Genomic DNA, 12,483 nt, shown 5'->3' with positions numbered 1-12,483 from the left:
GTGTTCCTGCGCCGGGCTGGCCGGGTGCTGGCGGGTTTACGGTCGGGTCGTCGGGGGAGGGCTTGCCCACCAGGGGCTGCCTCACCTCGACTCCTCTGCCGCAGGCGGAAGAGGAGTTGAAGAGCAGATCAGGCCGCGCTGGGCTCATAGCGCGGGAAGCGCTGGGCGATGTCGGTGCCGGTGAAGTGGCCGACCCAGCCGTCCGGCTCGGTGAAGAAGCGGATGGCGGCGAAGCTGGGTTCCTCGCCCATGTCGAACCAGTGGGTGACGCCGTCCGGGACCGAGATCAGGTCGTCCTTCACGCATTCCACTTCGTAGACCTTGTCGCCCACGTGCAGGGTGAACAGGCCCGAGCCGGCGACGAAGAAACGGACTTCGTCTTCCTTGTGGTAATGCTCGTCGAGGAACTTCCTGCGGATCTCGGCGCGGTTGGGGTTGTCCGGGGCGATCGAGGCCACGTCCACGCTCTTGAAGCCATGCGCGGCGACGAGGCGGTCGATGTCCTCGCGGTAAGCGGCGAAGACCTCGTCCTGGCTCGCGCCCGGGGCAACCGGGTGCTTGGCCTGCCAGCGCTCGAAGGTGACGCCGATGTGCTTCAGTTCGGCGGCAATGACCGCGCCGTCGCGGCTATCCAGCAGCGGGGTGTCCGGGGCGGTGTCGTTGAAGATGCGCAGTCGGCTCATGGCCAGGGACTCCTCGAGTGGGGGAGGGGAGCATACCCGCACGGGCCGGCGCGGGCCCATGCGGAGGGGTAATCAGGAAATGGCGCGCAGCTTGCGCAGTTCAAGTTCGCAATGCAGCAGGAACTCGAAGGCTTCCAGGTGGCGACGGGCTTCGGCCATGTCGCGGCCCCAGGCATACAGGCCGTGGCCATCGATCAGGTAGCCCCACATCGGGCCCTTGTCCAGTTCGGCCTCGACCTGGGCGGCCAGCACGTCCATGTCCTGGGTGTTGGGGAACACCTTCAGGTCGACGGCGGTCTCGTGGGTGGAGTTGCCATGCAGCGCCTTGAGCAGCTCATAGCCTTCCAGGCGGATGTGGCCCTGGCCGCCGAACAGGCGCGAGGCGATGGTCTGGGTCGGGGAGTGGGTGTGCAGCACGCAACCGACGTCCGGGAAGCGGGCATAGAGCTGGGTATGCAGCAGGGTTTCGGCGGACGGACGCAATGGGCGGCCCACTGCCTTGCCGGCCAGGTCCACGACCATGATGTCGCTTTCGATCAGCCGCCCCTTGTCCTTGCCGGACACGGTGATGGCGGCGTGCTGGTCGTCCAGCCGGTGCGAGAAGTTGCTGCTGGTGGCAGGCGTCCAGCCGGCCTGGGCCAGTTCGCGGATGTTGTCGATCAGCAACTGGGCCAGTTGGCTCAGCCGCTCGCTGTCGTAGGGGACGGAAGGCGCGTTCATGGGGCGCATTCTACTAAGCCGGGGGCGCTCTTAGGGGCTGCGGGGCGACGGGCCCGTCGCCCCGCAGGTGCCCTGTGCCCACGAACCCGTACGCCGGAGCGACTGCGTTCCGGCTGATCCCGGGTGTGTTTGGCGTGCCCGGGCAGCGCGTGGTGTCGGGCAGGGAAAAGCCCGGGTGTTTCCACCCGGGCTTGGAGGGCCGTTGGTGCCGCCGCCGGGTCAGCCGTTGCGGCCGCGCAGCTTGCTGTGGCGCATGCCGTAGGCGAAGTAGATGATGAAGCCGGTGGCGGTCCACAAGCCCATCAGCATCCAGTTGTGCAGGGTCATCGCGGTCAACAGGGCGATGCAGCTGAGCACGCCGAGGCTGCAGATCAACCAGGCCATCGGGATGCGGAACGGGCGCGGCAGGTCTGGCTGGGTGCGGCGCAGGACCAGCACCCCGGCGCAGACCGCGGCGAAGGCGATCAGGGTGCCCATCGAGGTCAGCTCGCCGAGGATGTCCAGCGGGAACAGCGCGGCGAGCAGGGCGATGCCGATGCCGGTGATCACCGTGTTGATGTGCGGGGTGCGGTACTTCGGGTGGATCTTGGTGAACACCGGCGGCAGCAGGCCGTCGCGACCCATGATCATGAAGATGCGCGGCTGGCCGATCACCATCACCAGCACCACCGAGGACAGGCCGATCAGGGCACCGACCTCGACGATGATGCGCAACCAATCCAGCTGCGGATGCGCGGCCACCGCGGTCACCACCGGCTCGGCGGTGCCCAGCAGCTTGTACGGGACCAGGCCGGTCATCACCGCCGCCATGGCGATGTACAGCACGGTGCAGATCACCAGCGACAGCAGCATGCCGATCGGCAGGTCGCGCTGCGGGCGGTGCGATTCCTGGGCGGCCACCGAGACCGCCTCGAAGCCGATGTAGGCAAAGAACACCATCGCCGCGCCGCGCAGCACGCCGTCGAAGCCGTACTTGCCCGGGCCTTCGTTGGTGGGGATGAACGGGGTCCAGTTGGACGGGTCCACGTACTTCCAGCCGGCGAAGATGACCAGCAGGATCAGGCCGGTCTTGAGGATGACCATGGCCATGTTCATCGCCGAGGACTTGCTGATGCCCACGTAGCACAGCCAGGTCAGCAGCAGCACCAGCACGGCGGCGGGGATGTTGGCGATGGCGCCGGTCGGGCGCAGCTGGGCGTCCAGTGGCGCGCTGACCAGCGCGGACGGCAGGTAGATGTCGAAATGGCTGAGCAGGCTGAGGAAGTAGCCGGTCCAGCTCACCGCCACCGCCGAGGCGGATACGCCGTATTCGAGCACCAGCATCCAGCCGATGAACCAGGCCGAGAGCTCGCCGAAGGTGGCGTAGGTATAGGTGTAGGCGCTGCCGGAGACCGGCACCATCGAGGCGAACTCGGCGTAGGCCATCGCGCAGAACGCGCAGCACACCGCCGCCAGCACGAAGGACAGCATGATCGCCGGGCCGGCGTGGTTGGCCGCGGCCTGGCCGGTGATGACGAAGATGCCGCCGCCGATCACCGCCCCGATGCCCAGCGCGGTGAGGCCCCACGGGCCGAGGGTGCGCTTCAGGCTCAGGCCATTGGCCTCTTCGTGCGCGGCGTGCGGGTGTTTGGTCGCCCAGAGTTGCTTGAACATGTTTCGGGTCTTCGCTCGTCGTTGCGCAGCGGGGAGGCGCAGGGAAAAGCCGGCGCACAAGGCGCCGGCATGAGGGGAATCAGGCGTTGTCGTTGAGTTTGCTGTGGCGCATGCCGTAGCCGAAGTAGATCAGCAGGCCCAGCACGGTCCAACCGACGAACAGGTGCCAATGCACCACGAATGCCTGCAGGAACAGGGCGACGCAGGCGATGGCGCCGAGCGGGCAGATCAGCCACGGCACCGGCACCTTGAACGGACGGGTGATGTCCGGCTTGGTGTAGCGCAGGACCAGCACGCCGATGCAGACCGTGGCGAAGGCCAGCAGGGTGCCCATCGACACCAGCTCGCCCAGCACGTTGAGCGGGATCAGGCCGGCCAGCGCCGAAGCCAGCACGCCGACCACCACGGTGCTGACATAGGGCGTGCGGAAACGCGGGTGGACCCGGCCGAACGCCTTGGGCAGCAGGCCGTCGCGGGAAATGGTGTAGGCGATGCGGGACTGGCCCATCATCATCACCAGCACCACCGAGGACAGGCCGGCGATGGCGCCGATCTCGACGAAGGTCTTCAGCCACGTCAGCTTGGGATAGGCCTCCAGCGCGGTGGCCACCGGCTTGTCGGTCCCCAGCAGGGTGTAGTTCAACATGCCGGTCAGCACGGCGCAGACCACGATGTAGACGAGGGTGCAGACCGCCAGCGAGCCGAGCAGGCCGATCGGCATGTTCTTCTGCGGGTCCTTGGTCTCGCCGGCGGCGGTGGAGACCGCGTCGAAGCCGATGTAGGCGAAGAACACGATGGTGGCCGCGCGGAACACGCCGCTCCAGCCGAACTCGCCGAAGGTGCCGGTGTTCTGCGGGATGAAGGGTTGCCAGTTGGCGGGATCGATGTACTGGATGCCGAAGCCGATGAACAGGCAGATCACGGTGATCTTGATCGCCACGATGATGGCGTTGACGAAGGTGGACTGGGTCACGCCGACGTAGAGAAGGCCGGTCACCGCCGCCACGATCAGCACGGCCGGCAGGTTGAACAGCTTGCCGGAGCTGACGAACTCGCTGCCCGTCCAGGCCAGCGGCGCGGCACTGAGTGCGTCGGGGAACGGCATGTGCAGGGTGGTGGTGATGAAGCTGATCAGGTAGGCCGACCAGCCGACCGCGACCGAGGCCGAGGCGAACAGGTACTCCAGCACCAGGCACCAGCCGATGAACCAGGCCATGCCCTCGCCAAGGGTGGCATAGGAGTAGGAGTAGGCGCTGCCGGAGACCGGCATCATCGCCGCGAACTCGGCGTAGCACAGGCCGGCCAGGGCACAGGCCAGGCCGGCGATGACGAAGGACAGCATGATCGCCGGGCCGGCGTGGTTGGCGGCCGCCTGGCCGGTCAACACGAAGATGCCCGCGCCGATGACCGCTCCGATGCCGAGCATGATCAGGTGCTTGGCTGTGAGGGTGCGCTTGAGCGTGGCTTCGCCTTGGAGGCTGCCCTCGATCGGCTCGCCCGCATCGACATGTGCGGCCGGTTCGACCGGTTTGACCCTCAACAGTGTTTTGAGCATTCCGCTGGTTCCCGTACTGAGTGCTGGCCCGCCGACTGGAAGGGCGGGTCCGGTAGAGTGCGCCGAAAGCTGAACATTCGGCAACGCGCCTACCTTGCCAAAGGCGATGAAACTCGACAAGCGCAGGTGCAACATCGACAGCGATAATGGCTGCCGGCATCAACCCGAAGAATGTGCTTACAGTCATGCATGAACAGGATCAGGCGCTGCGCCAGGCGCTGCAGGAACATGCGCGGACCGTCCCGCAGCAGGCGGAGGTGGTGCAATCGTTCCTGGCGCTGTTGGCCGACCAGGAGCCGGATCCTTTCTGCCGGGAGCGGCTGGCCGGGCACTTCACCGGCAGTGCCTGGCTGGTCAGCGCCGACGGCGAACGGGTGCTGCTGACTCATCACCGCAAGCTTGCACGGTGGCTGCAACTGGGCGGGCACGCCGATGGCGACCACGACCTGGCGGCCGTGGCGCTGCGCGAGGCGCAGGAAGAATCGGGCCTGCCCGGCCTGAGCTTGGGGTCAACGGCGATCTTTGACCTGGACAGGCACTGGATCCCGGCGCGGGGCGAGGTCCCCGGGCATTGGCATTACGACGTCCGCTACGTGGTGCAGGCGAGGGCGGACGAGCGCTTCGCGGTCAGCGAGGAGTCGCTGGACCTGGCCTGGTGCACGGTGCATGAGGTCGCCGGGCAGGACGATGCGTCCCTGCGGCGCATGGCGCAGCGCTGGTTGGCGCGGTCAACGCCCCGGTAGGAGCGCCTTCAGGCGCGAAGCCGGAATGAGATCCGATGGCGCGCGGGTTGATTGCCAGCTTCGCGGTCGAGGCCACTCCTACACGAAGCGGCAGGAGTGCCTTCAGGCGCGCAACAGGTGCAACTGCCGCGGTCAGTAGAGGATGCGCGTACGCAGGGTGCCGGGGATGGCCGCCAGCTCGTCGCGGATCACGGTGGCCTGCTCCTCGGTCGCGCCGATGTCGATCACGACGTAGCCGACCTTGGGGTCGGTGCGCAGGAACTGGCCGTCGATGTTGAGGTTGTGGCGCGAGAAGATCTCGTTGATCTTGGACAGCACGCCCGGCACGTTGCGGTGGATGTGCAGCAGGCGCAGGCTCTCGTCGTGTTCGGGCAGGGTCACCTCGGGGAAGTTGACCGCCGACAGGGTGGAGCCGTTGTCGCTGTAGCGCACCAGCTTGGCGGCGACCTCGATGCCGATGTTCTCCTGTGCCTCCAGCGTCGAGCCGCCCACGTGCGGGGTCAGGATCACGTTGTCATGCGCGGTGAGCGGCGACTCGAAGCGGTCGCCGTTGCCCTTGGGCTCGACCGGGAACACATCTACCGCCGCGCCACCCAGGTGGCCCGAGCGCAGCGCCGCGTCCAGCGCGTCGATGTCGACCACGGTGCCGCGCGCGGCATTGATCAGGTGCGCGCCCTTCTTCATCTTCGCCAGCTGCGGGGCACCGATCATCCACTGGGTGGAGCCGTTCTCCGGCACGTGCAGGGTGACGATGTCCGAACGCTCCAGCAGGCTGTCCAGGCTGATGGCCGGGTGCGCGTTGCCCAGCGACAGCTTGGTCTCGATGTCGTGGAAGATCACGTTCATGCCGAACGCCTCGGCCAGTACGCCGACCTGGGTGCCGATGTGGCCGTAGCCGATGATGCCCAGGGTCTTGCCGCGCACCTCATGGCTGCCGTCGGCCGACTTGGACCAGCCGCCGCGGTGGCATTCGGCGTTCTTCTGCGGGATGCCACGGGTCAGCAGGATGGCTTCGGCGATGACCAGCTCGGCGACCGAGCGGGTGTTGGAGTAGGGCGCGTTGAACACCGGGATGCCGGCCAGCTCGGCCGCTTCCAGGTCCACCTGGTTGGTGCCGATGCAGAAGCAGCCCACCGCGATCAGGCGCTTGGCGTGGGACAGCACCTCGGCCGAGAGATGGGTGCGCGAGCGGATGCCGACGATGTGGGCTTCGGCGATGCGGGCCTTCAGCTCCTCGTCCGGCAGCGACTTGGTATGGAATTCGATCTGCGAGTACCCGGCCGCCTTGAACGTGTCCACGGCGGTCTGGCTGACCCCCTCGAGCAACAAAACGCGGATGTCCTGCTTCGGAAACGAGGTCTTCTTGGGCGACATGTCGGGTACGACGGCACAGGGGGAAGGGCCGCCAACTATGCCAGATCCGAAGCCGCTTTGGTGCGCTGCGCAACGCGGCAAGGCATTGATGGAGAAAAGGTTTCAGATGAATTTACCTGCGCTTGGCAGCGGGCTGCCAAGGTGACTGGACGAGGCGCGGCCGGACTGTCACGCTTGGCGGCTTTCACGCCGCCGAAACACCGCCATGACCGATCCACGCCTGCAAAGCCTGCAGCAGTCCTGCCCGAGCCTGCGTCTGAAGACAGATCCGGCCGACCTGGAGCATTACGGGCGTGACTGGACCCGCCGCTGGACCCCGAACCCGCTGGCCATCGCCTTGCCGGGGACGGTCGAGGAAGTGCAGGCGGTGGTGCGCTGGGCCAACCAGCACGGCGTGGCGGTGGTGCCGTCCGGCGGCCGCACCGGCTTGTCCGGTGGCGCGGTGGCGGCCAACGGCGAGCTGGTGCTCAGCCTGGAACGCATGAACAAGGCGCTGGACTTCAATGCCGTGGACCGCACCCTGACCGTGCAGGCCGGCATGCCGCTGGAGGCGTTGCACAACGCGGCCAGGGAGCACGGACTGATCTACCCGGTGGATTTCGCCGCGCGCGGCTCCTGCTCGATCGGCGGCAACATCGCCACCAATGCCGGCGGCATCCGCGTGATCCGCTACGGCAACACCCGCGAATGGATCGCCGGGCTCAAGGTGGTGGCCGGCAACGGCGAACTGCTGGAGCTCAACAAGGGCCTGATCAAGAACTCCAGCGGCTACGACTTCCGCCAGCTGGTGATCGGCTCGGAAGGCACGCTGGGCATCGTGGTCGAGGCCACGGTCAAGCTGACCGACCCGCCGCCGGCCACCAACGTGATGCTGCTGGCGCTGCCGTCGTTCGACGTGCTGATGCAGGTGTTCTCGGCGTTCCGTGAGCGCCTGCAGCTGGAGGCCTTTGAGTTCTTCACCGACCGCGCCGTGCAGCACGTCACCGCGCACGGGGCGCAGTACCCGTTCGGGGAGATCCATCCGTACTACGTGGTCACCGAGTACGCCTCGGCCGACGAGGCCGGCGAAGCGGCGGCGATGGCGGCGTTCGAGCATTGCATGGAGCAGGGTTGGGTGCTGGATGGTGTCATCAGCGCCAGCGAAGCCCAGGCCCAGCAGCTGTGGCGCCTGCGCGAAGGGATCACCGAGGCGGTCGCGCGCTACAAGCCGTACAAGAACGACGTATCGGTGCGGATCTCGGCGATGCCGGCGTTCCTGGCCCAATCGCAGGCGCTGATCAACGGTGCCTACCCGCATTTCGACGTGGTCTGGTTCGGCCATATCGGCGATGGCAACCTGCACATCAACGTGCTCAAGCCCGACGACACCAGCGATGCCGAGTTCCTGACCCAGTGCGAGCATGTCACCAACCTGCTGGCCGAGGTGCTGCACCGTTTCGACGGCAGCATTTCGGCTGAACACGGGATCGGGCTGGTCAAGAAGGCCTACCTGGGCAGCACCCGTGGTGCGGCCGAGATCGCGCTGATGCGCGGGGTCAAGCGGGCGTTCGACCCGAACGGCCTGATGAACCCGGGCAAGTTGTTCGACCAGTAAGGGTTTGCCAGTTACTCTGTGCGCCCTCCAATCGCCAAGACCGACCTGACGATGATCCGCCCGATCCTGTTCTGCGCCCTGCTTGCCCTGCCGCTGTCGGTGTTCGCCTCCAGTTTTGCCGGAACATCGGCCGGATCGGCCTCGGGCGCGTCCTCCAACTCGTCGGGCAGCTCGTCCGGCGACGACAAGGTGGTGCTGGATGCGCGCGAAGACGCCGCCGGCTTTGTCGCCAGCAATGGCGCCATCCGTGGGGCATGGCTGGAAGCGGCCCTGATCCACCTGCGCGAGCGTGATGCCGCCGCCCGTCAAGCCAGCGACATGGAACTGGCGCGGAAGATCCTGGCGCTGTGACCGGCACCGGCCGGCTGCCGCGTGCGCGGTGGCTGGTAGTCCTGCTGGCCGGCCTGTTGGCCGCCGGCCAGGGCCAGGCCGCACTACGTATCAGCGTGGACGGCCCGGGCTTGTCGCCGTCCGAACGGCGCGACAGCCAACAACTGGTCGAGGATGTCCTGCAGCGCGCACCGCCCGCGCTGCGTGCGCGTGCAACCCGTCCGTTGCGGCTGCGCTGGCGCGAGGATCTGCCTGAACACGTGCAAGGGCGCGCCCACGGCGACGTGCTCGGCCTGGACCGGCGCCTGCTCGATGCGCTGGACGGTGGTCATGAGCCTGATTGGGCCGTGGCGCGCGCCGCGCTGGTCCACGAGCTGGCACATGCGTTGGATCGCGCACCTGACGGTGGCTGGTCGAAGCAGGCTCGCTTCCGCGACCTGGCGGGGTGGCAGGAGCGCCCGCTCTGGCCGGGCCGGGGACGCAACCGTTTCACGCTGCGCAGCCCGGATGCCTACGAGCGGGACAACCCGGTCGAGTTCTTCGCGGTCAACTTCGAGCACTACCTGCTTGATCCGCAGTTCGGCTGCCGTCGCCCGGCGCTGGCGGCCTGGTATGCCGCGCAACTGGGCGATCTCCCGGCGGAAGCCGCCGCAACCTGCGCCCAAGCCCTGCCGCTGATGAAGGCCGGCGAACAGGAAGGGTCCGCCGAGCTGGTCGAACTGGATCCTGCGCGTGTCTACCAGGTGGACTACCTGCTGGCCGAGGGCAACGACGTGCTGATGAGCCGCTGGGGCCACAGCATGTTGCGATTGGTGGTGTGCGCGCCAGGGCGGCCACCTGGCCCTGCCTGCCGGATGGACCTGCAACATCACTTGGTGCTGTCCTTCCGTGCCTTCGTCGGTGACGTCCAGATCTCCAACTGGCGCGGCTTGACCGGTTCCTATCCGTCGCGCCTGTTCGTGCTGCCACTGAACCGGGTGATCGACGAATACACCAAGGTCGAGCTGCGCGGTGTCTCGTCGGTGCCACTGGTGCTGGACCGGCAGGAAATCACCGGCCTGCTGCAGCAGGCCGCGCAGCTGCACTGGAGCTATGACGGCCGCTACTTCTTCGTCAGCAACAACTGCGCGGTGGAAACCTGGAAACTGCTGCGCGACGGTGCCCCGCGGCTGGGCCAGGCTGACCTGCAATCCATCACCCCGACCGGCCTGCGCGCGAAGCTGCAGCGCCAGCACCTGTTGGCGGCCGCCCCGCAGGACACCGCCGAAGCGGTGCGCGGGGGCTATTACTTCGAATCGGCCGCCGGTCACTACGCGCTGGTGTTCGCCTTGGCGCGGGAGGCTTTGGGGTTGCCGGTGGCCGATGTCGCGCACTGGCTGGCGTTGCCGGCCGGGCAGCGGCGGCCGTGGATGGAGCGGGCCGACGGGCAATCGCTGGCGGCGTTGCTCCTGCTGGAACAGGCCGGATGGCGGCGCCAGGAGCTGCTGGCCCGTGACCGCCTCAAGCGTGAACTGCTGGGAGGGAAGGACGCGGCGCGGCAGCATGCCGAATTCCTGGCCCTGATGCAGCGCGCCGGCCTGCTGGTGGCGCCGGGCGGTCTGCCGCTGGGCGGATATGGCGTCCCGACCCCCGCCGAGCGCGATCTCGCCCGTGGGGCGGTGGCGGCGGGCGCGCCGGAAGCCATCGCGCAATGGTCGGCGCTGCGCGCGGAAGCCTTGGCGTTGCTGCCTGCCGGGCAACAGGCGCAGATGGCCGGCATTGAATCGAATCTGGACTACCTGCGCCAACGCTTGCGTTTGCGGTACGGTACGTCGTCCTCCTTGCCAGTCGTACTGACCGGGGAGCGGGGGAGAGGACGACTTGTGGAGGGTGCGGTTGAGCATGGCAATGAATGATGTGCAGCTGCCCGATGGGGCGACGCAGCTGGCCGAGGATGTGATGCGACTGCGCTCATGCGCGGTCCTGCAGATGGACCACCACGGGCGGATCCTGGATTGCAATGCCGGTGTGCTGGGGGTCTTCGGCTATCGTTCCGATGAACTGGTTGGGCGTAACTTCGCCTGTCTGTTCAGCAGCGCCGAACTGGACCGTGGCTCGGACCGCGCGGCCCTGACCAAGGCATTGCTGCACAGCTTCGAGAACCAGGGCCTGGCGATGATGCGCAAGGACGCCACGCGCTTCCGTGCCGGCTTGCTGCTGGAGCGGGTGGAAGGCAGCGGGGACGCGACGCCGCGCGTGCTGATGGTGGTGCGCGACCTGAGCGATTTCTTCCAGACCCAGAAGCGGGTCAACGAGGCGCAGGAGATCGCGCTGCGCGCGCAGCGGCTGGACGCGGTCGGCAAGCTGACCCTGGGGCTGTCGCATGACTTCAACAACCTGTTGTCGGTGATCGCCAACAGCCTGGACATGCTTGCCGCTCGCCGCACCGGCGACGAGAGCGCGCGCCGCATTCTGGACATCGCCCACCGTGCGGTGGAGCGGGGCACGCAGCTGACCCGGCAGATGCTGGCCTTCGGCCGCGGGCAGACGCTGGTGCCGGAGGTCAGTGACGTCGGCCACCTGCTGCAGTCGTCGCTGGAGCTGTATCGCCGCGTGTGCGGGGAGACCATCCAGCTGAACATCCAGGTGGCGCAGGGCCTGCCGCCGATCGCGGTGGATACCGGCCAACTGGAGGCCGCGTTGCTCAACCTGTTGAGCAACAGCCGTGACGCGATGCACGGGGTGGGCCGGGTGGTGCTGGAGGCCCGCCTGGAAACCGCCGTGCTGCCCGGGGGCAAGGGCGAGGAAGAGGATTTCGTCTGCATCACCGTTGGCGACAGCGGGCCAGGCATCCAGGCCGAGATCCAGGGCAGCGTGTTCGAGCCGTTCTTCACCACCAAGAGCGTGGGTGATGGCAGCGGGCTGGGGCTGAGCCAGGTGTACGGGTTTGCTTCGCAGTCCGGGGGCACCGCGACGATCGGCCGGTCGGCGTTGGGGGGTGCGGCGGTATCGCTGTACTTCCCGGTGGTGCGCTGATCCCGGAGTGCCCTGTCATCCGGTGATGTCCGGATGACGGGCCCTGATGCAGGTCGAGGCCGGCATCAGCTTCGCGGCCGAGGCCGCTCCTGCCGGGGCAGGAGTGCCTTCAGGTGCGAAGCCGGGTGCACCCGGCCGGGGATCAGTCGGCGCGGCCGCCGAACTCACCGGTGGTGGTGTTGACCAGGATGCGCTCACCGTTGGTGATGTATTCCGGGACCATGATCTCGATGCCGGTGCTCAGCTTGGCCGGCTTCGGACGCTTGGTCGCGGTGCCGCCCTTCAGCTCCGGCGGGGTCTCGACCACTTCCAGGGTCACGTGCTGCGGCATCTGGATCGCCACCGGCTGGTCGTCGATCACCTGCACGTAGATGCCGGTCAGGCCTTCGGTGATGTAGCCGGCGTCGTCGCCGATCACGTCCGCATCCAGCGTGTACGGGGTGTAGTCCTCGTCATCCAGGAACACGAAGGCGTCGCCGTCCATGTAGGAATAGGTGGACTGGCGGCGCAGCAGCTCGACTTCGCTCAGGTTGTCATCGGCGTCGAAGCTGGCATCGAGCTTGTTGCCGCCCGGCACGCTGTACATGATGAAACGGAAGCGGACGTTGCCGCCGCGGCCCTGCGGCGAGCTGCGCTCGATGTCGCGGATCTGATAGACGCCGTTGTTGTATTCGACGACGTTGCCTTTCTTGATATCGCTGGCTTTCATGCTTGGAAAGTCGGTTGGGGTAAACGGAGGCGGGGGGCCGGGGGGGGGGGGCGGGGGGGGGGGGGGGGGGGGCCGCCCCCCCCCCCCCCCCACACGCGAATGGAAAC

At 67.5% G+C, this 12,483-nt stretch carries 11 protein-coding genes; 5 read left to right on the top strand and 6 right to left on the bottom strand.

The window, feature by feature from the left end; all coding sequences use genetic code 11:
* Positions 1 to 128 precede the first annotated feature (128 nt).
* From ACIPR8_RS14530 to ACIPR8_RS14515, 4 genes are all read right to left on the bottom strand, one after another.
* Positions 129 to 683 carry a 1,2-dihydroxy-3-keto-5-methylthiopentene dioxygenase gene (locus ACIPR8_RS14530; protein ID WP_192285976.1) on the bottom strand — a complete coding sequence of 185 codons (555 nt, stop codon included), beginning with the start codon at positions 681 to 683 and terminating at the stop codon, positions 129 to 131.
* 72 nt (positions 684 to 755) lie between these two features.
* On the bottom strand, positions 756 to 1,403 hold the full coding sequence (locus ACIPR8_RS14525; protein ID WP_192285973.1) for a methylthioribulose 1-phosphate dehydratase: 648 nt from the start codon (positions 1,401 to 1,403) through the stop codon (positions 756 to 758).
* Positions 1,404 to 1,622: 219 nt separating this feature from the next.
* Positions 1,623 to 3,056, bottom strand: a complete 1,434-nt coding sequence (locus tag ACIPR8_RS14520) for an amino acid permease (protein ID WP_446541455.1) — start codon at positions 3,054 to 3,056, stop codon at positions 1,623 to 1,625.
* Between the two features lie 79 nt (positions 3,057 to 3,135).
* Positions 3,136 to 4,611, bottom strand: a complete 1,476-nt coding sequence (locus tag ACIPR8_RS14515) for an amino acid permease (RefSeq protein WP_446541454.1) — start codon at positions 4,609 to 4,611, stop codon at positions 3,136 to 3,138.
* Between the two features lie 185 nt (positions 4,612 to 4,796).
* Between ACIPR8_RS14515 and ACIPR8_RS14510 the strand changes: the two genes are divergently transcribed.
* Positions 4,797 to 5,354 carry an NUDIX hydrolase gene (locus tag ACIPR8_RS14510; protein WP_446541453.1) on the top strand — a complete coding sequence of 186 codons (558 nt, stop codon included), beginning with the start codon at positions 4,797 to 4,799 and terminating at the stop codon, positions 5,352 to 5,354.
* Positions 5,355 to 5,486: 132 nt separating this feature from the next.
* Here ACIPR8_RS14510 and serA read toward each other — a convergent pair whose 3' ends face one another.
* Complete coding sequence (gene serA / locus ACIPR8_RS14505; protein WP_132863102.1) at positions 5,487 to 6,728, bottom strand: phosphoglycerate dehydrogenase; 1,242 nt, start codon at positions 6,726 to 6,728, stop codon at positions 5,487 to 5,489.
* A 205-nt stretch (positions 6,729 to 6,933) separates the two neighbouring features.
* Here serA and ACIPR8_RS14500 point away from each other — a divergent pair, with 205 nt between their 5' ends.
* Genes ACIPR8_RS14500 through ACIPR8_RS14485 form a run of 4 tightly spaced genes read left to right on the top strand, consistent with a single transcriptional unit; the run spans position 6,934 to position 11,667 of the window.
* Positions 6,934 to 8,322: an FAD-binding oxidoreductase gene (locus ACIPR8_RS14500; protein WP_446541452.1), complete on the top strand. Its 1,389-nt coding sequence runs from the start codon at positions 6,934 to 6,936 to the stop codon at positions 8,320 to 8,322.
* A 51-nt stretch (positions 8,323 to 8,373) separates the two neighbouring features.
* Entirely contained in the window at positions 8,374 to 8,673 is a 300-nt protein-coding gene (locus tag ACIPR8_RS14495; RefSeq protein ID WP_446541569.1) for a DUF2388 domain-containing protein, read from the top strand.
* Entirely contained in the window at positions 8,670 to 10,547 is a 1,878-nt protein-coding gene (locus ACIPR8_RS14490) for a DUF7844 domain-containing protein (RefSeq protein WP_446541451.1), read from the top strand. Before ACIPR8_RS14495 ends, ACIPR8_RS14490 begins: the two co-directional genes overlap by 4 nt.
* The gene (locus ACIPR8_RS14485; RefSeq protein WP_207911775.1) at positions 10,540 to 11,667 is read left to right on the top strand and encodes a two-component system sensor histidine kinase NtrB; all 1,128 of its coding nucleotides are present in this window, start codon (positions 10,540 to 10,542) and stop codon (positions 11,665 to 11,667) included. The genes ACIPR8_RS14490 and ACIPR8_RS14485 overlap by 8 nt, the downstream gene beginning before the upstream one ends.
* 142 nt (positions 11,668 to 11,809) lie before the next feature.
* Here the strand turns inward: ACIPR8_RS14485 and yeiP are convergent, their stop codons facing one another.
* The gene (gene yeiP, locus ACIPR8_RS14480; RefSeq protein WP_132863106.1) at positions 11,810 to 12,376 is read right to left on the bottom strand and encodes an elongation factor P-like protein YeiP; all 567 of its coding nucleotides are present in this window, start codon (positions 12,374 to 12,376) and stop codon (positions 11,810 to 11,812) included.
* Positions 12,377 to 12,483 lie beyond the last annotated feature (107 nt).

The sequence above is a fragment of the Stenotrophomonas sp. LARHCG68 genome, assembly GCF_052871705.1.
This window is presented reverse-complemented; position numbering and strand designations above follow the sequence as displayed.